15 protein-coding genes and 1 tRNA gene are annotated in these 21,037 nt (G+C 63.1%); 8 read left to right on the forward strand and 8 right to left on the reverse strand.

Features of this window, described 5'->3' with window-relative positions:
* Positions 1 to 9 precede the first annotated feature (9 nt).
* From phaR to LNV09_RS08410, 5 genes are all read right to left on the reverse strand, one after another.
* Positions 10 to 606 carry a polyhydroxyalkanoate synthesis repressor PhaR gene (gene phaR / locus LNV09_RS08390; protein ID WP_263556635.1) on the reverse strand — a complete coding sequence of 199 codons (597 nt, stop codon included), beginning with the start codon at positions 604 to 606 and terminating at the stop codon, positions 10 to 12.
* A 311-nt stretch (positions 607 to 917) separates the two neighbouring features.
* A tRNA-Val gene (locus LNV09_RS08395) sits at positions 918 to 994 on the reverse strand.
* A gap of 58 nt (positions 995 to 1,052) precedes the next feature.
* A complete protein-coding gene (locus LNV09_RS08400) occupies positions 1,053 to 3,356 on the reverse strand; it encodes a RelA/SpoT family protein (protein WP_263556636.1) in 2,304 nt (767 codons plus the stop codon).
* Positions 3,353 to 4,294, reverse strand: a complete 942-nt coding sequence (locus tag LNV09_RS08405; protein ID WP_263556637.1) for an alpha/beta fold hydrolase — start codon at positions 4,292 to 4,294, stop codon at positions 3,353 to 3,355. Before LNV09_RS08405 ends, LNV09_RS08400 begins: the two co-directional genes overlap by 4 nt.
* Before the next feature lie 48 nt (positions 4,295 to 4,342).
* Positions 4,343 to 5,044 carry an SIMPL domain-containing protein gene (locus LNV09_RS08410; protein ID WP_263556638.1) on the reverse strand — a complete coding sequence of 234 codons (702 nt, stop codon included), beginning with the start codon at positions 5,042 to 5,044 and terminating at the stop codon, positions 4,343 to 4,345.
* A 202-nt stretch (positions 5,045 to 5,246) separates the two neighbouring features.
* On the opposite strand from LNV09_RS08410, the gene ompR reads away from it, so the two are divergent.
* The 5 genes from ompR to LNV09_RS08435 all read left to right on the forward strand — a co-directional run bounded on the left by ompR (position 5,247) and on the right by LNV09_RS08435 (position 11,867).
* On the forward strand, positions 5,247 to 5,981 hold the full coding sequence (ompR, locus tag LNV09_RS08415) for an osmolarity response regulator transcription factor OmpR (protein WP_263556639.1): 735 nt from the start codon (positions 5,247 to 5,249) through the stop codon (positions 5,979 to 5,981).
* 138 nt (positions 5,982 to 6,119) lie between these two features.
* Positions 6,120 to 7,451, forward strand: a complete 1,332-nt coding sequence (locus tag LNV09_RS08420) for an ATP-binding protein (RefSeq protein WP_263556640.1) — start codon at positions 6,120 to 6,122, stop codon at positions 7,449 to 7,451.
* 127 nt (positions 7,452 to 7,578) lie between these two features.
* Positions 7,579 to 9,846 (forward strand): patatin-like phospholipase family protein, encoded by a 2,268-nt coding sequence (locus tag LNV09_RS08425; protein WP_263556641.1) that lies wholly within the window; start codon positions 7,579 to 7,581, stop codon positions 9,844 to 9,846.
* Positions 9,847 to 9,984: 138 nt separating this feature from the next.
* Positions 9,985 to 10,878, forward strand: a complete 894-nt coding sequence (locus LNV09_RS08430; protein ID WP_263556642.1) for a hypothetical protein — start codon at positions 9,985 to 9,987, stop codon at positions 10,876 to 10,878.
* 173 nt (positions 10,879 to 11,051) lie between these two features.
* Positions 11,052 to 11,867 carry a hypothetical protein gene (locus tag LNV09_RS08435; protein ID WP_263556643.1) on the forward strand — a complete coding sequence of 272 codons (816 nt, stop codon included), beginning with the start codon at positions 11,052 to 11,054 and terminating at the stop codon, positions 11,865 to 11,867.
* Between the two features lie 75 nt (positions 11,868 to 11,942).
* Here the strand turns inward: LNV09_RS08435 and ispF are convergent, their stop codons facing one another.
* A complete protein-coding gene (ispF, locus tag LNV09_RS08440) occupies positions 11,943 to 12,458 on the reverse strand; it encodes a 2-C-methyl-D-erythritol 2,4-cyclodiphosphate synthase (protein WP_263556644.1) in 516 nt (171 codons plus the stop codon).
* A gap of 106 nt (positions 12,459 to 12,564) precedes the next feature.
* Here ispF and LNV09_RS08445 point away from each other — a divergent pair, with 106 nt between their 5' ends.
* A complete protein-coding gene (locus LNV09_RS08445) occupies positions 12,565 to 14,853 on the forward strand; it encodes a patatin-like phospholipase family protein (protein ID WP_263556645.1) in 2,289 nt (762 codons plus the stop codon).
* Positions 14,854 to 14,869: 16 nt separating this feature from the next.
* Here the strand turns inward: LNV09_RS08445 and LNV09_RS08450 are convergent, their stop codons facing one another.
* Both LNV09_RS08450 and ispD read right to left on the reverse strand, forming a co-directional pair.
* Positions 14,870 to 15,610 (reverse strand): helix-turn-helix domain-containing protein, encoded by a 741-nt coding sequence (locus LNV09_RS08450; RefSeq protein WP_263556646.1) that lies wholly within the window; start codon positions 15,608 to 15,610, stop codon positions 14,870 to 14,872.
* Positions 15,611 to 15,702: 92 nt separating this feature from the next.
* Positions 15,703 to 16,425: a 2-C-methyl-D-erythritol 4-phosphate cytidylyltransferase gene (ispD, locus tag LNV09_RS08455; protein WP_263556647.1), complete on the reverse strand. Its 723-nt coding sequence runs from the start codon at positions 16,423 to 16,425 to the stop codon at positions 15,703 to 15,705.
* A gap of 39 nt (positions 16,426 to 16,464) precedes the next feature.
* Here ispD and LNV09_RS08460 point away from each other — a divergent pair, with 39 nt between their 5' ends.
* Together LNV09_RS08460 and mfd are read left to right on the forward strand one after the other, a co-directional pair.
* Positions 16,465 to 17,505 carry an RNA methyltransferase gene (locus tag LNV09_RS08460; protein WP_263556648.1) on the forward strand — a complete coding sequence of 347 codons (1,041 nt, stop codon included), beginning with the start codon at positions 16,465 to 16,467 and terminating at the stop codon, positions 17,503 to 17,505.
* 67 nt (positions 17,506 to 17,572) lie between these two features.
* Positions 17,573 to 21,037, forward strand: coding sequence for a transcription-repair coupling factor (mfd, locus tag LNV09_RS08465; RefSeq protein WP_263556649.1), 3,465 nt, complete (start codon positions 17,573 to 17,575; stop codon positions 21,035 to 21,037).

Genomic DNA, 21,037 nt, shown 5'->3' on the forward strand with positions numbered 1-21,037 from the left:
GGCAATGCGCTACTTTTTGGGAAATCCAGGCAGCCCTGGAATGCCCGGGAAGAGCGCAGACGCCTGCTGAATCTGCTCCTGCATTTTTTCTTGCATCTGCGAAATCAAGGTCTTTGACTGCTCGGCATAGCCACCCAGCAATCCCTGCATCATTGGCGCTTGAGCACCAAGGAATTGCGTCCACAACTCGGGACTGAAGGCCAAACCCTTGCTTTGCTCGGCGAACTTGGTCTGCAAGTCGCCGAAGCTCTGCACATTCTTTTCCAGATAGTCACCCATCACGCCTTGCATCGCATGGCCGTAAAAACGAATGATCTGCTCCAGCGCGGCGGTGCTGAACATCGGCACACCGCCGGTTTCCTCTTCCAGAATGATCTGCAGCAGGATGCTGCGCGTCAGGTCTTCGCTCGTTTTGGCGTCGCGCACCTCGAAAGCCTGACCGGCGAACACCATCTTCTTGACATCGGCCAAGGTGATGTAGCTGCTGGTTTGAGTGTCATAGAGACGCCGATTCGGATACTTCTTGAGCACGCGAACGCCGCTGTTCTGCTCTGCTCCCGCCTCTTGCGCCGAGCTTCCCGCGGCCTTTTTGCGGGCAGTAACCATGGACAACTCCTCTTCGATTCGATTAGCGGCAGCGCTTTAGACGCCGCGCCTAGGGCCCTCTGCCGAGCAGGGCTGTCATTGCATCAATTTGTGCAGGTGCAACAATATTCTAGAAGACGCCCACAGGCATTCCGAAGGGGATTACCCCTTAGGCAGGGCCTTTTTGGAGTACATGTCCAAGACGCGACCACCAACCAGCATGGCGTAAGAACCCAGATCTGAAAGCGGGCCGCAAAGCAAAAAGCCCGACAGATCTGCGATCTACCGGGCTTCTTATTTCAACGTTACTTGAAGGTAACGCCTACCTAATTTGGTAGGCGCGATTGGACTCGAACCAACGACCCCCACCATGTCAAGGTGGTGCTCTAACCAGCTGAGCTACGCGCCTCAAGAGCTTCGCAGTATAGCCCGCTTTTCGCGGGTCCGCAAGAATTTTTGCAAATCATTCATTTTCTTCTTGCTGAACGTACACCGTTGACCGTAGCTACATGGCGCAGCACTTGGGCCAATCGCCCTGAATCCGCCACTTCTACGGTGAAATTGGTCCACGTGGTGCCGCTACGCGCGGCCCTCACGGAGCTCTTGAGTGCTTGCGTATTGACGGCCACCACATTCATTTTTTCCTTCGAAAACACCTCCAGCACGTCACGCAGCAGCCCTTGGCGCTCACTCGACTCCACGATCACATCGACCGGATACTGCGCCGCGCCAGGACCCTTGACGCCCTGCTCGCCCGGTCGACCGCCCCACTCCACCTCGATCACCCGTTCGCCAGCCAAGGCCGCCATTTGCCTGAAGTTGCTGCAATCACGCCGGTGAATCGCGACGCCCTTGCCGCGCGTCACATAACCGCCAATCGCATCGGGTGGCGCGGGCCGGCAGCAGCGCGCCAAATTGGTCAGCAGGGAATCGACCCCCACCACCAAGACCCCGCCGCGCGGTGCTGTAGCTCCGGCCTTGCTGCGGCGCTGAGCGAGCAACTCGTCGCTATCGGCCTCGGGCACCGGCGGGCGCAACAACTGCTCGATATTGCGCAGCGAATACTCGTCCTTGCCGACCACTTCAAACAAGGCGTCGGCATTTTTAAAGCCAAGCCTGCCGGCCAGATCTTCCAGTTTGACCGCCGTCTTGCCTTCGCGCTGCAAGAGCTTCTCGACAGCCTCGCGGCCCCGCGCTGCGGTCTGGCGCTGCGCCATCGCGTTGAACCAGGCCCGCACCTTGGTGCGTGAACGCTGGCTTTGCAAAAAACCCAGCTCGACGTTGAGCCAATCCAACGACGGCCCGCCCTCTTTGGCGGCCGTCACCTCAACCGTTTGTCCGCTCTTGAGCGGTGTATTCAGCGGCACCATCGCGCCGTCCACCTTGGCACCTCGGCAGCGGTGCCCCAGGTCGGTGTGAACGGCGTAGGCAAAGTCGATCGGCGTTGCGCCCGCAGCAAGCTCAACAATGGAGGCCTGTGGAGTGAAGACATAGATGCGGTCATCGAATACCGCACTGGCCTCGGCACTCGCCTCGGCCTCCACAAAATCACGCTCCCAAGCCAAGAGTTGGCGCAGCACTGCCTTGCGGGCCTGCGCGACCTGCTCCTCGAAGTCACCGGCCGCACTAACGCCGGCATAGCCCCGCGCACCGGCCTCTTTGTAGGCCCAATGCGCGGCTACGCCATGCTCGGCATGTTCATGCATCGCCGCTGTGCGGATCTGCACCTCCATCGCTCGGCCATCGGCGCCCAGCACCACCGTATGGAGCGACTGATAACCATTTGGCTTGGGTCGGGCGATGTAGTCATCGAACTCACCGTCGACCGGCGTGTAGACCTCATGCAAGCGGCTCAGCACCGCATAACAGTCGGCCACAGCGGGCACCACCACGCGCAGCGCACGCAGGTCAAACACACGCTCCAGACCCAAGCCCTTGCCCTGCATTTTTTTATGAATGCTGTAGAGATGCTTGGGCCGCCCCTGAACCTGTGCCTCGATACCGAGCGCCAGCAAATCCGCCTGCAGCGCGGCACGCGCGGCCTCAATGCTCTGTTCTCGGCCCAGCCTTTTTTCGTCCAGCGCGCGCGCGAGTTCACGGTAGGCTTGCGGCTGCAGGAAGCGAAAGGACAAATCCTCCAGCTCCCACTTGATTTGCCAGATACCCAAACGGTTGGCCAGCGGCGCAAACACTTGCAGCGACTCGGCCGCCAAGCTGCCTGGGCAAGCCTGCTTAGACAAGGCGAAGAAGCGCAATGTCTGCAATCGCGAAGCCAGCCGCAAAAGCACTACGCGCAGATCGCGCGAGAAGGCCAGCAACATCTTGCGCACCCGCTCGGTCTGCTCGGCGCGATCCGAGGCCAGCACCCGCGCTTCGCGTGCGGCACGCTGAATCTGCACCAGCTTGCGCGTGTGCATGACCAAGCTTGCGTACGACTCGCCAAAGGCCTTGCTGACCAACTCCTCAGGGCGGGTCAGAAAGTCACCCGCGTAAACCAAATATGAGGCCGCCTGCATGGCCGGCGCTGCGCCTATGCCGGCCAAAATCGCGGCCACACCGTCGGCATGGACCAGCGCTTCCTCGCCCGTGTCCAACAACTGGCCTGCCAGCAAGGGCTCCGCAAAGGCCCGTGCCCTGGCCACCGCGTCCAGCGCCGGAATATCGGGCGTCGGCGCACACCCGACCGGCGTCAGCTCAAGCGCCGGCGACGCCTCCAGCAAACTCACGATCGCTGCGGTCTGCGCCTGCCCCGCCTGTGAACCCGTCTTCATACTGCTCCAAAAAACTCCCGCACGACCTCGATTTGATCGGCTTGCACCAGCGTAGGCGCGTGACCAACGCCGGCGAACTCATGCAGTTGTGCCCGCGGCCCGCGCTGCGTCATGGCCTGCGCAGTTGCGCTGGAGAGCAGATCAGAATCGGCACCGCGCAGCAGCAGAGTCGGGCAAGTCAGGCTGTCATAGGCCTGCCAGAGCGCGGCCGTGCCGGCCTCCGCCGCCTCACGCGAGACTTGCGCAAAAGGTGCGGCCAGTTGCGGGTCATAGTGCAGGCACACTCCGCCGGCGCCTCCTTGAACGGGCTTGAACATCGGCGCCGACAGCGCCGCCCATTGCGCCGCACTGTGTGGGCCAAAGCCTTGCGAGATGCTGGACAAATAGGCCGCGCCCTGCTCCAGCGAATCAAAGCTCATGTGCTGGCCCAAGTAACTGCCGATGCGCTGCAAGGCCTCGAAACCCAGCTCCGGACCGACATCGTTCAAGACCATGCGGCGCACCAAACTGATCGCTGTACCTGCTTTATCTGCTTTACCTGCTTTACCTGCAGTATCCGACGATGCCGGCAAGGCCGCCAAACCCATGCCGATCAGCCCGCCCATCGAGGTGCCGACCCAATCGACCTGCTCCACATCCAGTCGCGCCAGCAGCACCACCATATCGGCCACATAGGTGGGGATTTGGTAGCCAAAGGGCTGAGGCAGCCAGTCCGAGCGCCCGCGGCCGGCCACGTCGGGGCATATCACCCGGTGGCTCTCGCTCATGCGGCGGGCCAGAGCATCAAAGTCGCGTCCCTGGCGGGTCAGGCCGTGCACACACACCAAGACCGGCGCCTTCGCTGCGGCTGCACCACTGCAAGCCCATTCCCAATAAGCCATGCGACGCAGCCCGGCGCTGCCCAGGCATTGCACGAATTTCAGTTGCGGCTCTGTCATTTTTACGGCCCTCCTCGCCTCATCCTAACAAGGCGCTTGATGCCACGCTCACCGCGCCGTCATCAGCACCGAGCCATTCACCGTCACGCTGACCGAGGCCTTGCCCGCCTCTACCGGCAAGGCCTCATCGGCCGACGCGGCCATCGCCTTGAAGCGCATGGGCGGCGCGGACATCGGCATATTGCCCGGGTCAGAACTGTTGACGGTAACTTCTCCGATCGAGTAGCCATTGAAGCCAAACTGCCTGGCGTAATCGGCGGCGCGCGCCTTGAAGTGCGCAATCGCCTGCGCCGTCACCTCACCCTCGACCTTCTCGCGCTGCTCCTTGGACAAGCTATAGCCGACACGGGCAATGCTCATGCTGCTGATACGACCGCTCAGCTGCGCGATCGCGGCGACGTCCTTACCCTCCACCAGCAGCTCCGCATTGCCTTGCCAGCCATTGATGCCCCCCTTAGCCGCATAACGCGGGTACAGCGAGAAATTACCGGTTTGCACTTCCACCTGACCCGGCCGGGCAATTTTGCGAGCCTCGGCCAAGGCGGCGTCGAGTGCCTGCTTCAACTGAGCTTGCACCACGGCCGCATCGCTGCCTTCCTTGCTGGTCGAAAAGGCAATGCCCAGCACATCACGCGTAACCTCCACGCTGGCATTGGCCGTCAGGTTGAGGCGGTCTCTGGGTAAAGCATCGGGCGCTGCACAGGCGCCGCCGGCCAAGGTCAGCAACCCAAGATAAATGATTGTTTTCATGACACTCCAAATTTTGACTGACAGCGCATTGCGCCCAAGGACGCGCAGCATTGCACGGAATCGGCTTGGGCCAAGACCAAGATGTTAATGAACTGTAACGAGCCGTCCCTGCGGCACAGAAATTGGCCAAAAGACACTGACAATGACACTGTTACAAATTGGCAGCAACCAAGACTAACCAGGACTAACAAGGACCAAGGCCATGACCAGCACGCCCCCCGCAAGGCCTAACCGCATCTTGATCGTCGACGATGACGCGCGCATCCGCGACCTGCTGCGCCGCTACCTGAGCCAAGAAGGCTTCGAGGTCTTGCTGGCCGAGGACGGTCGCGCGCTCAACAAGCAGCTCAGCCGCGAGACCGTGGACCTCATCGTGCTTGACCTGATGCTGCCGGGCGAAGACGGACTGACGATCTGCCGCCGCCTGCGCGCCGGCAACGACCTCACGCCCATCATCATGTTGACGGCCAAGGTCGAAGACGTGGACCGCATCGTCGGCCTTGAAGTCGGCGCCGACGACTATTTGTCCAAGCCCTTCAATCCGCGCGAACTGCTGGCCCGCATCAACGCGGTGCTGCGGCGTCGGCCCGTGATGGAGGCGCCGGGTGCGCCATCGCTGGAGGCCATGACGGTCAGTTTCGGCCCGTTTGAATTTGACCTGGCCTTGCGCCGCTTGTCGCGTGGCGGTGAAGCCTTGCCCTTGACCACCGGCGAGTTCTCGATGCTGAAAGCCTTGGTGCGCCACCCGCGCCAGCCGCTGACCCGCGACAAGCTGGCTCAGCTCGCACGCGGCCGCGACTTCGAGCCCTTTGATCGCAGCCTCGATGTGCAGATCTCGCGCTTGCGCAAATTGCTGGAGACCGACCCGGCGCAGCCGCGCTATATCCAGACCGTCTGGGGCGTGGGTTATGTGTTTGTGCCGGATGAGGCAGTCTGAGTCTATTGATGCCTAGGAGCCCTAGCCGTTCAACCGGCAGCCCCAAGGACGGCGTCTGCCGAAGTGATCGCGGGGAAAGCCCCGTGATCATCGGCGCCCTATCGCAGGGCGGGCCGCTTCTGTGCGGCGGGTGACCTCATGACCCGTCCCCAGCTCGCACTCAATCTGTTTTGGCGCACCTTCGCGCTCTTGGCCCTGCTTTTGGCCGGCGGGGTGCTGGCTTGGCAGCAGACCTTCAAGGTGCTGGAAGCCGAACCGCGTGCACTCGAGGCGGCCCAGCAATTGGCCGGCTTGGTCAATCTGAGCCGGGTCGCCTTGGCCGACACCGACAGCATCAACCGGGTTGCCGTGTTGAGCTCGCTGGCGCGCAGCGAGACGGTTCAAGTGCGCGTGGCCGAGGCGCATGACCGCTGGCAGCCCTACGACACCTCCGCCTTCGCCAAGCAACTGGCGGCAGAGATGCGTGGGCGTCTTGGGCCCGACACCGTGGTGGCGCGCAGCGTCAACGAGGCACCCGGCCTGTGGGTGCGATTCAGCATCGGCGAGGACGCCTACTGGCTGCAGACCAGCGCGCGGCCTTTCAGCATTGCCGCCTCGGCCAGCAGTTGGTGGCTGCTGATTGCCTTGATCGGCACCGTGCTGGCGTCGGCCGCGATCACCCGGCTGATCAATCAACCACTGCGTGACCTGAGCCTGGCCGCCCACCGCATTCGCGAGGGCGAGTACGACTCGGTGCTGGACGAAAGCACGCGCACCAGCGAGATCCGCGATGTCAATATGGGCTTCAACCGGATGGCGCGCGAGTTGGCCAAGATGGAAGAAGACCGCACCGTCATGCTGGCCGGTATTTCGCATGATCTGCGCACCCCCCTGGCCCGCTTGCGTCTTGAAGCCGAGATGAGTGTGCCGGACGAGCAGGCGCGCCAGTTCATGGCGCAAGACATCGATCAGCTCGACGCCATCATTCACAAATTCATGGACTACGCGCGGCCAAGCGAGCTGCAATTGCAGCCGCTGCTGTTGGGCGAGCTGGTCGAGCGGGTCGCGCAGGGTTTTCGCGAGCCACAACAAATCCGGATTCACAACGCGGTGCTGTCGGATCTCAAAGTTTGGGCCGACGACACCGAACTCGGTCGCGTGCTGCTGAACCTGTTTGAAAACGCACGTCGCTATGGTCGCTCGGGCGATGCCGCTGACCAGGCCACCAAGGTCGAAGTGACGGCGACTTTAAGCGGTAATTGGGTGCATTTGCTGGTGCGAGACTTTGGCCGCGGCGTGCCGGCAGACAAACTTGCCAAACTGACCACGCCCTTCTTTCGCGGTGACGCCGCTCGCACCGCCGCCAATGGCGCGGGCCTCGGGCTGGCCATCGTTGAAAAGTCAGTCCAGCGCCTGGGCGGCCAACTGGAAATCGGCAATGCCGAAGGTGGCGGTTTGTTCGCGCTGATCAAACTGCAAAAAGCCAGCTAGGCTAAGGCTAAACCCGCAAGTGTTTGGCCGGCTGGCTGGCTAGAATCCGCGCCATTTGCGCCGGCTTCATCACCCCTTGAAGCGGCACTTGGGGCTACCCGCCCTTGTTGCACCGCCGACATTCATCATGCGCCAAACCGCCCTTGCCTTCTTGCTGAGCTTGAGCACCATCGCCTGCTTTACCAGCCCCTGCCTGGCACAGGCAAACGAAAAAATTCTCGAACCCAAACGTCCACGCATTGCCTTGGTGCTGTCGGGCGGCGGCGCTCGCGGCATAGCGCACATCGGTGTGCTCAAGGCGCTGCAAGAGCTGCGCGTGCCGGTCGATATGGTGGTAGGCACCAGCATGGGCGCGGTGGTCGGCGGCGCGTTCGCATCGGGCCAAAGTGTCGAGGAACTCGAGGCCTTTGTGCGCAGCGCCGACTGGGACGCCATTTTGTCGGACCGTGCGCCGCGCCGTGAGCTGAGCTTTCAGCGCCGCGAGGATGACCGTTTAGTGGCATCCAGAATTGATTTTGGCGTCGGACTCAAGGGCGTGACGCTGCCGCCCGCCGCAGCCGGCAACAGCGCGCTGGAGTTCACATTGACACGGCTGGCCCAGGGCGCCAAGAGCGAGCAAGGTCTGCAGCAGTTGCCGCTGCCCTTTCGAGCCCTCGCCACCGACTTGCTGGACGGCAAATTGGTCACCCTGAGCGATCAGCCCTTGTTCCTCGCCATGCGCGCCTCGATGGCGGTGCCGGGCTTGTTCTCGCCGGTGCGGGTCGACGGGCGCCTGGTGGTGGACGGCGGCCTGGTGCGCAACCTCGGCGTGGACGTGGCGCGCACCATGGGAGCGGACGTGATCATTGCCGTCAACGTCGGCTCACCGCTGCTGAGCGAGCAAGAACTGCTGAGCGCCCTGAGCGTGACGGATCAGATGGTCAAGTTGCTGACCACGCAGAACGTCGAACACTCATTGGCCGAGTTGCGCCCCCAAGACGTGCTGATCACGCCCGCCATGGAGCAGATCGGACTGACCGACTTCAGCCGCCGCGAACAGGCTTTGCAAAGCGGGCAACAGGCATCGCTGGCTGCATCCGCGCAACTCCAGGCACTGGCGCTCAGCGAGCTTGATTACCGCCGCCACGAGGACTCGCGCAGACGACCGGGTGCGGCCGCAACAAGCAGCGTCGCTGCGCTGCCCATGGGCCGACTGACCATAGACGGCACAGGCTTCACCAACCCGGCCGCTTTGAAGCTCATGGTGGAAGCCCAAGGTTTGAAGCCCGGCCAGCCGGTCACGCATGCGCAAATCAATGAGGCCAGCGCAGCACTGCAAGGGCGTGGCGATTTTGACCGCATTGACACGCACGTGATCGACGACGCCGGCGTGCGCGATGTGCAAATGACCGTCAGCGAGGCCGCCTGGGCGCGCAGCCGCTTGCGCCTGGGTTTTGAAGTGGAAAGCGACTTTGGTCGCAACAACGCCTATGCCTTGACGCTGCTGCACAGCCTGGGCTGGATCAACGCCTGGGGCGCCGAGCTGCGCACGCTGGCCCGCGTCGGTAGCGAGCGCGAGCTGGGCCTGAGCTTCAATCAACCGCTGGGCCCCGGCTCGGCCTGGTATCTGGAGCCGCAGTTCAACTACCGGGCTTACAACACCTATATGCCGCTGTTCTTCTCCGACCTGGCCTATCGCCGCAGCCGTGCGGGCTTGATGGCGGGCCGGCGGCTGGGCAATTGGGGCGATCTGCAACTGGGCTATAGCCACAGCAGCGAAACCTACAAAACCAGCGGCATCGGCGTCGCCTTCGGCTTCCCGGACAGCAACGAAGCCACCGTGGAATCCGGTCCGGAAGCGCGCTTCAGGATCGACACGCTGGACGCCCCGGCCTTCCCCGGTCGCGGCTATTTGCTAGACCTGCATGGCCGGCGACTGAGCAGCGGTGATCAAACGGGCGAAATGCCATTTGAGGCCCGCGCGATGGCGGCCTTCCAGATCAATAGCTGGGCCGGCCATTTGTATGCCGAATATGCCGAGGCCGCTGCCAAAAAGACCGATGCCGTGCCGCGACCACGCGGCAAGGTGGATAACCCGCTGGGCGGCTTTCTGCGCCTGTCGGGCAGCCGCCCGCCGCTGCCCAATGGCGCCAGCTCGCTGGCCTTTACACGCCTGGTGATGGCCAAGCAGTTGGCGCAAATGCCGGTCGGCCTGGGCGGCGCGGTGCGGGCAGGCTTTTCTTTGGAAGCCGGCAAATCGGCCAGCCTGGGGCGCCCACTGGGTGACGCCAAACTGCGCACAGCGGCCAGCGGTTTCTTGGCCGTTGACACCCGCCTGGGTCCCTTCTACCTGGCCTATGGCGGCACGCGCGATGGCGACAGCACGGTCTACTTCTTCCTCGGGCCGCTGTGGTGAAAGCGCCAAAGTAGCAAATTTCGAACCCGAGAGCAGCAAAAGCCGGCACCGGCGACGGCGCATTTGGCAAAGCAAGCACAGCGACCCGACACTCAGGCGCGGCCGGGCGCGGCCCGCGATTAGCGGATCTCAAACACCATGCAAACTTCAAACTTCATTCCTCGAATCACCACTTTCTTGGCGGCGCTAAGTCTTTGCGCCTGCGGAGGAGGAGGCGCCGGCAATGAAGGCAGCGACGGCAATTTGCCCGACGCGCAAGACTTCAACCGGGTCAACAACTACAACTACGCCTATGTCTACGCCTTGGGCGAAGGCGCCTACCGACGCTTCGGTGAGGTCAACGTTTTGCGCAAGCTCGCGGTCCAAACCATGCTGAACAAAGCCAGTCTAAGCGGCGACTACCGCTGTGGTCTGGGCGGCTCGCTGCGCATGGATGTCGTCGGCAAGACCTATAGCTTCAGCTTCAACAACTGCGATGTCGGCAGCATGTTCGTGTCGTCCGGCCAACTCATCCTCGATGTCAACGACCAGGTCATCGTGCCCGGTCAAGCACCGGTCGAATATGGCGTCAACATCAAGACCCTCAGCTACCGGGCCGACAGCACCGCGCAACTGCTGCAGGTGATGGATGCCAGCGTGGGCGAGCGCTTCATCAGCGGCGGCAAGACCCTGGACGTGGCCTACTTTTTCTTTGTCAGCCAGAACGACAAGAAGCAGCGCTATGCGGGCAGTGTCACCAAAGTACCGGGCGCTGAGGCTGAAACGCCAAGCTGGATTGCCATCCATACCGACGTGGACAAAGCGACCGGCGCCGTCAACTACGCAAAGACACTCGATGTGCGCGCCGAACTGGGCGACACGCGTTTGATCGTCACCGGCCGCGGCGACAAATCCTCGGTCACCGGCACCAAGCTGGCGCCGACCGGCCAGAGCATCAAACTCGAAGTGCGAGCCTACGGCTCCGACACCCCGACGCTTGAAAAAATCATCTCCGCAAACGACTTGCAAGAGTTGGTCTGGCGCGCGCTCTGACACCGCTGGCTTGCACAGGCAAGTAGCAAGTTAGGCCCCCTGAGGGTGCAAATTTCGCTACCTCTGAGGGCCTGCTGGCAAGGGCTCGCGAACTGCGCAACACTGCAGCGCGTCCACCCAAACCACCACCCCTACAGGCCCCTACCGGAGCCTAAAGATCGGAGAGACTTGCGATGAAAGCGACCCTGAAATCCATTTCCGGCCTGCTGTGCCTGAGCGCCACCACACTCATCTTGAGCGCCTGCGGCAGCGGCAGCGACCCGGAGCCAAAGCCGGAGCCCAAAACCGCGTCGATCAACAGCGCCAACTACAGCGACGTCTTGGGGATCGCTGCGGGCAGTACGGACCAGAGCGAGGGTTTGATGAGGGCCGGTCTGGCTCCCATTGCCGTCGGCTTCACGCAAACCCAGTCGGGCAGCTTGGCCTGTGTCGATGGCGGCAGCCTGGAATTGAACATTGCTGACAAGCTGCGGACCTACACGGCCGTGAATTGCAAGACCGGACCGGTCTTCATTGCCTCGGGCACGTTGACCGAAAGCGTTGACAGCCCCGACGGCCTGAGCCGTAGCGTCAAGATCAAGGATCTGAACCTGCGCACCAGCGACACCGAGCTGACCATGCTGAAGGTCAACGGCGACCTGAAGGTCGTCGCCAAGGCCGATGGCACACCGGTGAGCGCCGCGATCGACCTCAGCGTGACCCGCGCTACCCGCACCGACGCTTTTGCGCTTACGCTGGACGCCAGCGGCAATCTTTTGGTCGTGATCGACACCTCACGCTTCCCTCAAAAACTGGTGATCACAGGCGACGCCAAGACCAATAGCGTCAAGATCAGCAGTCGCGGCGACGGCTCCTCGCTGACGGCGATTGAAAGCGCCGACGGTAAAACCTACACCTTGGAGCTGCGCGAACCCGGCAACGCCACGCCGGTCTTGACCAAGACCATCAGCGCGGCCGAGTTGGAGGCCTTGGTAAAGAAAACCTTGTAAACATCACCAGCGGCATCTGAAAAGGGCCCCTGCAGCGCAAAATGTGCGGCAGGGGCCTTTTCAATGCAGCGACGCTCAGCCCTTGGCCAGCAAGCACACCGCCTGCGCTTCGATGGCCTGGCCCTCGCCGACCGGACCCATCTTCTCGGCCGTTTTGGCCTTGACATTGATCTGCCCGATCTCCAGGCCTAACACTTCGGCCAAGCGGGTGCGCATCGAGGGGATATGTGGCGCCATCTTGGGCGCTTGCGCCTTGATGGTACTGTCAATGTTGACGATCTGCCAGCCCTCCAGGCGCACGCGCCGGTAGGCCTCGGCCAGCAAAACCATTGAATCAGCGCCCTTGAACTCGGCCGCCGTGTCGGGGAATAGCTTGCCGATATCGCCCAGCGCCGCCGCACCCAGCAGCGCGTCGGTGATCGCATGCGCGAGCGCATCAGCGTCCGAATGACCCAGCAAGCCGTGGCTGTGCGGAATGGTGATCCCGCCCAGCACCAGCGGCCGGCCCAACACCAGGGCATGGGTGTCCCAGCCTTCTCCAATGCGGATCGAGATGGGGGATGGGATCGGGAGGATTTGAGTTGGTTTCATGGTTTGCAAGCAAGTCCGGCGGTAAGCGTAGGTCAAAATCGCCGCGAGCTTAGCGCGGATTCAACTAAAGCTGAGCTACGCTCGCGGCCTTGCCGATCTGCTGACCATGCTTGCACTCATTTTTCAAACACGCCCCGGGTCTCCCACAAGTTCGGCGCGCCGAACCGTTCTTCAATTTGTCGCGGCGGCACTGACGCTGGGGGCCGGCGCTGGCTTTGCTCAAGAACAAGCGCCCGCCACGACTGAACAAGCGCTCAAACGGCCCAAGATCGGCCTGGTGTTGTCCGGCGGCGGCGTACGCGGCTTGGCCCATATCGGCGTGCTGCGCGTGCTGCATGAGTTGCATGTGCCGGTGGATGTGGTGGTGGGCACCAGCATGGGCGCGGTGGTGGGCGGTGCCTTTGCGTCAGGGCGCAGCATTGAGGAGTTGGAAGACTTTGTTCGCGCCACCGACTGGCCGGCCATTTTGGCCGACCGCCCGCCCCGCCAATCCTTGAGTTTTCGCCGCCGCGAGGAAGACCAGTTGCTGCCTTCGCGCATCGAGCTGGGCCTGCACCGCGCCACCGGCGTCAGCCTGCCGCCCTCGGCTGCGGGCAATAGCGCGCTGGAGTTCGCACTTGAGCGCCTGGTGCGGCCCGCGCAGGCCGAGGCGCCAATCAGTCAGCTGAGCCTGCCCTTTCGCGCCGTGGCCACCGACTTGCTCAGCGGCGACATGCTCGAGATGATTGACACGCCGCTATTCTTGGCCATGCGTGCCTCGATGGCGGTGCCGGGCGTCTTCACCCCGGTGCGCATCAATGGCCGGGCGGTCGTGGACGGCGGCTTGGTGCGCAATTTGCCGGTCGACATCGCCCGCAAAATGGGCGCCGACATCATCATCGCGGTCAATGTAGGCTCACCGTTACTGGAGGAGCGCGAGATCAACAGCGCGGTCGGCGTGGCCAACCAGATGCTGCAAATTCTGACCAATCAGAACGTGGCACATTCCTTGCGGGACTTGCGCTCCAACGACGTGCTGATCGACCCCGATCTGGGCAATATCGCATTCATGGACTTTAGCCGCCATCAAGAGGCGATCGCATCCGGCCAGCGCGCCGCTTTTGCATCGCACGAGCGGCTGCGCGAATTGGCGCTCAAAGCCGAGGACTACGCCGCTTTAGAAGCCAATCGGCAACAAGCGGGTGAATTGGCCAGCCATATCAGCCGCCTGCCCTTGGCCAGCCTGGAGATTCGCGGCACGCAACGCAGCAACCCGGCTGCCTTGAAGGCCGAGATCGACTTGCCGCTGGGCGAGCCGGTCAGCGTTGGCGACATTCAAAAAGCCAGCGCGCAACTCTACGGCCGCGGCGACTTCGAGCGTATCGACACGCAGATCAGCGACGAAAAAGGCCAACGCCAGGTCACCCTCAACGTCAGCGAGGCCGATTGGGCCAGCAGCCGTCTCAGAGTCGGCCTGGAGCTTTACAGCGACTTTGATGACGCCAATCGATTCACGGTGCGGCTGATGCATGTCTGGACCTGGCTCAACCCCTGGGGGGCCGAGCTGCGCACCAATGCCAGCATCGGCGACAAGCGCTGGCTGGGCACGGAGTTGTTTCAACCCTTGGGCGCCGGCTCACCCTGGTTCTTGAGCACCGAAGCGCATTACCGGGCAGGCAGCATTGACCAATACAGCAGCCTGGGTTTGCGTACCGCTAGGCTGAGCGCCAATGGTGCGGAAGTCTCGCTCGCCTTGGGTCGGCAACTCTCCAATTGGGGCGATGTGCGCCTTGGCGTGGGCAAGCTGCGGGAAAGCGCCAGACTGACGATTCCCGAGCCTCAGAATGCCGAGCAGCTGAGCGGCTACTACTCGCATCGATTCATGGAAATCCGGACCGACACCTTGGACTCCCTGGCCTTCCCGACCCGGGGCCTGCTGTTCGGCCTCAGCTTGGAAGAATACCGAAACCGCAACAAGGAGTCAGTAGGCAAGGTGGAGTTGCGCGGTCTGAGCGCCTTCCGCTGGGGTCAATGGGCCGGCCATGTGTATGGCGAAGTGGCCTCCTCCTCGATCGGCACGACCGGAGATTTGGGTGGCTTCTTACGCCTCTCCGGCTCGCCGCAAGGCTCTTTGAACGGCCGGGCCGTGGCGATGACGCGCCTGGTGATGGCGCGCAATATTGCGCAAATGCCGGTCGGTTTGGGCGGCGCCATACGTGCCGGTTTCTCGCTGGAAGCCGGATCAATCTTGCGCGCCAGCGACAACAGCTTGTTCGCATTTGCCTTGCCCGAATCAAAGCTGGCCGGCAGCGGCTTTCTGTCCTTGGACACCCGCTTTGGCCCCTTCTACCTAGCGGCGGGCAGCACCTACCAGGGCAGATCTTCGCTGTATCTGTTCCTCGGGCCGATCTGGTAACTGATGCGCTCTTGTTCTAATCCGCGCTCCGCCGCATCGCGGTGAACTGCGCAAACTCCCAGGAGCGCAGGCCCAGCAGCAGCGTGAAGCCGTCGCGCTCGCTGGCCTGCAGGCGCTGATCGTCTTGGTGCAGGCGCGCCAACTCGGCCGCGAGTTGGCGAATCTTTTGCACCAACTCTTGCGCACTCGGGTTGGACAGCCGCCCATGCACGCACAGCAAGGCCTCGCCGGCGCCATCAAAGCGTCCGCCGAAGTAATCATCCACCACATGCTTGCGGAAGAACTGCTGCACCGGCCCGTCCGCGATCCAGCGAAACGCGATCGAGACCCGCATGCGGTAGCGATTCATCGCCTTGAGCTCGATCAGCTCCAGCCGGTCGAGCTTGACCAGATAGCCGATGCATTCGGTCTCGCTGATCGCGTAGACCTCGATGATCTGCGCCAAGGTCCAGTGGCCCAGGCAGCAGATCGCCACCAGCAGCAGCTTGGGGTCACGCACCAATGAGCGCTCTTGATCGAGCGTCAGCGTGTCGGCATGCGGCGCGCAATCAGCCGCCTGGCGCAAGACATCTTCCATCGCCACACCGACCGCCTTGCAGATCTGCTCCAGCCGGCTCAGGCTCATATCGCCCTGCGAAAACACCCGCTTGACGCTGGACTCGCTCATGCCCAATCGCAGCGCCAGCTGCTTGTAGGTCATGTCTGCAGCTCGCATTTCGCTGCGCAGCACTTGGATCAAAACTTCTGGACTACTCATACGCCCTCCCAGGCTCGGCTTATTTGGTGGCGAATATTAATACCAAACATGAAAAACCACCCAAGGAGTTCTATAAATTGATAAACCAACCCTCAAGACCTCGTGCTGAGCAAGCGCTCGGCTAAAGCGAAGTCCTCGGGCCAAGTGACCTTGAAGTTCTCGATCGAGCATGGCACCAACAAGGGGCTGTGACCCAAGGCTTCAACCGCACTGGCCTCGTCGGTGATGGATTCGCCGGCATGCGCCAGCGCCGGCATCAAGAGACCGAGGCGAAACATCTGCGGCGTTTGCGCCGCCCATTTCTCGGCGCGGGGAATGGTGGCCGCCACCCGGCCCTGGCTCGATGCCTTCAAGGTATCGGCCAAGGGCTGAGCCAGCAAACCGCCCACTTCATCGGCGTCGCAGGCCGCGATCAAACGCTCGACCCATTCGGGGCGCAGCAGGCAGCGCGCCGCGTCATGCACCAACACCCAGTCATGCGGCTGGGCGCCGCGCGCCAGCAGTTCACGCAAGCCATTGGCGACGGTCTCGGCCCGGCTGGCACCGCCGCAACGCGCCAACCAGCAGGTATCGCCCTTGAATTCCGGCAGCGCCGCTTCGAACACATCGTCATCCGGCGCCAGCACCACCAGCGTGGCGGCAAGACCTGGCACCTGCGCCAAGGCGCTCAAGGTATGCGCCATCATCGGCCGACCGGCCAGCGCCACATATTGTTTGGGGCCCTCGGCGCCCGAGCGGCTGCCGATGCCGGCGGCCGGCACCAAGGCATAACAGCGTGGCTGCACGCCCACCGTGTAGTTGTTCTGACTCATCATCGTTTCATTCTAGGGTCGCGCTCTAAAATGCCCGGCTCCATGCAGATCCAAGACCTACGCCAGCGCCTGCGCGCCCTCGGCGCCAAACCCGAACACGAACAACGCGTCTTGCGCGACTGGGTGCAGGTGCGCGTGCGCGACAGTGGCCGGCGGCGCCCCGGCAACTACCTGCCGCTGGCCTTGCGGGAGGCTTTGCCGGCCATCGAGGCCGAGTTGGCGGGCCTGACCCGCTTGATCTCCAGCCACCCCGGCGAGGACGGCTCGGCGCGCCTGCTGGTGGGCTTGCAGGACGGCCAAACAGTCGAGTCTGTGCTCTTGCCGCGCGACGGCCTGTGCGTGTCGTCCCAGGTGGGCTGCGCGGTCGGCTGCGTGTTTTGCATGACCGGACGGGACGGCTTGATTCGCCAAGTCTCCAGCGCCGAGATCGTCGCCCAAGTGACGCTGGCACGGACCCTGCGACCGGTCAAAAAAGTCGTCTTCATGGGCATGGGCGAGCCCGCGCACAACCTCGACAACGTGATCGAGGCGATCAACTTGCTCGGCAGCGAAGGCAATATCGGCCACAAGAACCTGGTCTTCTCCAGCGTCGGCGACCCGCGCATCTTCACGCGCTTGGCCGAGGGGCCGGTCAAGCCAGCCCTGGCCCTGTCGCTGCACACCAGCAAGCCAGAGCTGCGCGAACGCCTGCTGCCGCGCGCGCCGCGCCTGACGCCGGATGAACTGGTCGAGCTCGGCGAACGCTATGCGCGCGCGACCGGTTACCCAATCCAGTATCAGTGGACGTTGCTGGACGGCATCAATGACAGCGCCGAGGAACTCGACGGCATCGTGCGCCTGCTCAGCGGCAAATACGCGCTCTTGAACATGATCCCCTACAACACCATCCCGGACCTCGAGTTCCAGCGCCCGAGCTGGGAGAAAGCCGCCGCGATCGCACGCCATCTGCACCAGCGCGGCATTCTGACCAAGTTGCGCGACTCAGCGGGGCAGGATGTGGACGGCGGCTGCGGGCAGCTGCGCGCGCGGGCGCAAGCCGACAGCATCCCGGTCAAGCTGCACCCCCGGCGACCCCACAACTGATACGGCTCTCAGGGCTTGCCTACAATCACAGCAGCCCCACCCCGGGGCTGTTTCCATTTGTGGCCCCATGCAGCTTCCTCTGATCTCTCCCGGCAAGAAATTCACCCAGGCGCGCCCGACCGGCTCGGCCGACGCGCTGCTGCTGGCCCGCTTTGCCGTGCAGCAGATGGCTGCGGGGCGCATCACGGCCATCTTCACGGCCGAGCCGGGTGACACCCAGCGCCTCGAGGACGAGCTGAAATTCTTCGCCCCGCAGCTGCGCGTCGGCGTGTTCCCGGACTGGGAGACCCTGCCCTACGACACCTTCAGCCCGCATCAGGACCTGATCTCGGAGCGCTTGGCCACGCTATGGCAGCTGCTGCAGAGCCGCGGCAAACCCGCCGACCAGCGCGAGCTGGATGTGGTCTTGCTGCCTGCCGCGACCGCCTTGACCCGACTCGCGCCACCGAGTTTTTTTGCCGCCACCACCTTCAACTTCAAGCAAAAGCAACGCCTTGACGAGGCCGCACTGAAGTCGCAGCTGACGCTGGCCGGCTATTCGCATGTCTCGCAAGTGGTGTCGCCGGGCGAATATGCGGTGCGCGGCGGCCTGATCGATCTGTTCCCGATGGGCTCGCTGGTGCCTTACCGGGTCGATCTGTTCGGTGACGAGGTTGACTCGATCCGAACCTTCGACCCCGACAGCCAGCGCAGCCTCTACCCGGTGCCCGAGGTGCGGCTGCTGCCGGGCCGCGAGTTCCCGATGGATGAGGCAGCCCGCAAGGCCTTTCGCTCGCGCTGGCGCGAGAAGATGGACGGCGACCCGACCCGCTCGCGCATCTACAAAGACATCGATCAAGGCATCGCCACCGGCGGCATCGAGTATTACCTGCCGATCTTTTTTGAGCAGACTGCCAGCATCTTCGAGTTCCTGGGGGAGCAATGCGCGTTGGCGCTGCACGGCGAGGTCGACGAGGCGCTGACGCGCTTTTGGACCGACACCCGCGAACGCCACCGCTTCTTGCAGCATGACCCCGAGCGGCCCATTCTGGCGCCGGAAGAAATCTTCCTGAAGGTCGAGGATTTTTTTGCACTGACCCATGTGCATCCAGTGCTCGCCATCCGCGGCAACGAACCGGTCGACTATGCGCGGCCCTTGCCCGATGTCAGCGTCGAGCGCGGCGCGCAAGAGCCGCTGGCGCGTTTGGCTGCCCACCTGAAGGCCACGCCGCACCGGGTCTTGCTGCTGGCCGAAAGCGAAGGCCGGCGCGAGAGCCTGCTGGAGCTGCTGCGCGACAACAAGATCGACCCGCCTTCGGTCACGAATCTGGCCGAGTTCGAAGTCAGCCCGGAAAAATTCGCGATCACCGCCGCACCCTTGGCAGCCGGTTTCTTCTGGCATGAGCCTGAGGATGGCCGCCAGATTCAACTCTTCACCGAGACCGAGCTGTTTGCGACCACGCCGACTACGCGCCGGCGCCGCAAGCAAGAGCAGGTCTCCGACGTCAATGCGCTGATCAAGGATCTGTCCGAGCTCAAGGTCGGTGACCCGGTGGTGCACAACAACCACGGCATCGGGCGCTACCAGGGCCTGATCAATATCGATATCGGTGACGGTCCATCGGAGTTTCTGCACCTGGTCTATGCCGATGAGGCCACGCTTTATGTGCCGGTCTCGCAGCTGCATCTGATCAGCCGCTACACCGGCGTCAGCGCCGAGGAAGCACCGCTGCACCGCCTCGGCTCCGGCCAATGGGAAAAAGCCAAACGCAAGGCCGCCGAGCAGGTGCGCGACACCGCCGCCGAACTGCTCAATCTCTATGCCCGCAGAGCCGCCCGCGAAGGCCACGCGTTCAGATACTCCGGCCCCGACTACGAGGCCTTTGCGGCCAGCTTCGGCTTCGAGGAAACCCCGGATCAGCGCGCTGCCATTCACGCGGTGATCCAGGACATGATCAGCCCCAAACCAATGGACCGCCTGGTCTGCGGCGATGTGGGTTTCGGCAAGACCGAGGTGGCCTTGCGCGCGGCCTTCGTGGCCGTGATGGGCGGCAAGCAGGTCGCCATCCTGGCGCCGACCACGCTGCTGGCCGAACAGCATTACCAGAACATCGCCGACCGCTTCGGCAAATGGCCGGTGCGGGTGGCCGAGATGAGCCGCTTCCGCTCCGCCAAGGAGATCAAGGCGGCGATGGCCGGCCTGGCCGACGGCACCATCGACATCGTCATCGGCACCCACAAGCTGCTCAGCCCGGATGTGAAGTTCGCTAGGCTGGGCCTCTTGGTGATCGACGAGGAACACCGTTTCGGCGTGCGCCACAAGGAGCAGATGAAGGCGATGCGGGCCGAGGTCGATGTGCTCACGCTCACCGCCACACCGATTCCGCGCACCTTAGGGATGGCGCTCGAAGGCCTGCGCGACTTGAGCGTTATCGCCACGGCACCGCAGCGCCGCCTGGCGATCAAGACCTTTGTGCGGGCCGAGAGCAGCGGCACGATACGCGAGGCGATTCTGCGCGAGCTCAAGCGCGGTGGGCAGGTCTACTTCCTGCACAACGAGGTCGAGACGATCGAGAACCGGCGCCAAAAATTGGCCGAGCTGGTCCCCGAGGCGCGCATCATCATTGCGCACGGCCAGATGCCCGAGCGCGAGCTGGAGCGGGTGATGCGCGAGTTCGTCGGCGGCAAGCACAATGTGCTGCTGTGCTCGACGATTATTGAAACCGGCATCGACGTGCCGAGCGCCAACACCATCATCATGGCGCGCGCCGACAAGTTCGGCCTGGCCCAGCTGCACCAGCTGCGCGGCCGGGTTGGCCGCTCGCACCATCAGGCGTACGCCTATTTATTGGTGCCCGATATCGAAGGGCTGACCAAGCAGGCGGCGCAGCGGCTGGACGCGATCCAGGCGATGGAGGAGTTAGGTTCGGGCTTCTACCTGGCCATGCATGACCTGGAAATTCGCGGCGCCGGCCAGATGCTGGGCGAGAACCAGAGCGGCAATATGATGGAAATCGGCTTTCAGCTCTATAACGAGATGCTGGCCGAGGCGGTGCGCGCACTCAAGTCCGGCAAAGAGCCCGATTTGCTCAGCCCGCTGGGCGCCGTCACCGAAATCAATCTGCACGCACCGGCCCTGCTGCCCGACGCCTACTGCGGCGACGTGCACCAGCGCCTCTCGCTCTACAAGCGCCTTGCCTCGGCGGAGAAGAGCGAGCAGATCGATAAGCTGCTGGAAGAAGTCACCGACCGGTTCGGCAAGCTGCCCAGCCAGGGTCAGACCTTGTTCGATACGCACCGCCTGCGTGTGCTGGCCAAGCCTTATGGCGTCAGCAAGATCGACGCTGCGCCACTGGCGATGAATATCAACTTCCGCCCCAATCCGCCGATCGATGCGATGCGCGTGATCGAGCTGGTGCAGAAGAACCGCAACATCAAACTGGTCGGCAACGACAAGTTGCGCATCGACAAGGCGCTGAGCGACCCCAAGGACCGGGCGCAGGCGATCCGTGAAGTGCTGCGGCTGCTGGGCGCCCCGATCAAACAAGACTGA

This window comes from Paucibacter sp. B2R-40, from assembly GCF_025717555.1.
In the GTDB taxonomy this organism is placed as follows: domain Bacteria; phylum Pseudomonadota; class Gammaproteobacteria; order Burkholderiales; family Burkholderiaceae_C; genus Paucibacter_A.

Coding starts and splice junctions, on each gene's coding strand:
- phaR (WP_263556635.1), bottom strand. CDS start 606: ATGGTTACTGCCCGCAAAAAGGCCGCGGGAAGCTCGGCGCAAGAGGCG.
- LNV09_RS08400 (WP_263556636.1), bottom strand. CDS start 3,356: ATGAAGACGGGTTCACAGGCGGGGCAGGCGCAGACCGCAGCGATCGTG.
- LNV09_RS08405 (WP_263556637.1), bottom strand. CDS start 4,294: ATGACAGAGCCGCAACTGAAATTCGTGCAATGCCTGGGCAGCGCCGGG.
- LNV09_RS08410 (WP_263556638.1), bottom strand. CDS start 5,044: ATGAAAACAATCATTTATCTTGGGTTGCTGACCTTGGCCGGCGGCGCC.
- ompR (WP_263556639.1), top strand. CDS start 5,247: ATGACCAGCACGCCCCCCGCAAGGCCTAACCGCATCTTGATCGTCGAC.
- LNV09_RS08420 (WP_263556640.1), top strand. CDS start 6,120: ATGACCCGTCCCCAGCTCGCACTCAATCTGTTTTGGCGCACCTTCGCG.
- LNV09_RS08425 (WP_263556641.1), top strand. CDS start 7,579: ATGCGCCAAACCGCCCTTGCCTTCTTGCTGAGCTTGAGCACCATCGCC.
- LNV09_RS08430 (WP_263556642.1), top strand. CDS start 9,985: ATGCAAACTTCAAACTTCATTCCTCGAATCACCACTTTCTTGGCGGCG.
- LNV09_RS08435 (WP_263556643.1), top strand. CDS start 11,052: ATGAAAGCGACCCTGAAATCCATTTCCGGCCTGCTGTGCCTGAGCGCC.
- ispF (WP_263556644.1), bottom strand. CDS start 12,458: ATGAAACCAACTCAAATCCTCCCGATCCCATCCCCCATCTCGATCCGC.
- LNV09_RS08445 (WP_263556645.1), top strand. CDS start 12,565: ATGCTTGCACTCATTTTTCAAACACGCCCCGGGTCTCCCACAAGTTCG.
- LNV09_RS08450 (WP_263556646.1), bottom strand. CDS start 15,610: ATGAGTAGTCCAGAAGTTTTGATCCAAGTGCTGCGCAGCGAAATGCGA.
- ispD (WP_263556647.1), bottom strand. CDS start 16,425: ATGATGAGTCAGAACAACTACACGGTGGGCGTGCAGCCACGCTGTTAT.
- LNV09_RS08460 (WP_263556648.1), top strand. CDS start 16,465: ATGCAGATCCAAGACCTACGCCAGCGCCTGCGCGCCCTCGGCGCCAAA.
- mfd (WP_263556649.1), top strand. CDS start 17,573: ATGCAGCTTCCTCTGATCTCTCCCGGCAAGAAATTCACCCAGGCGCGC.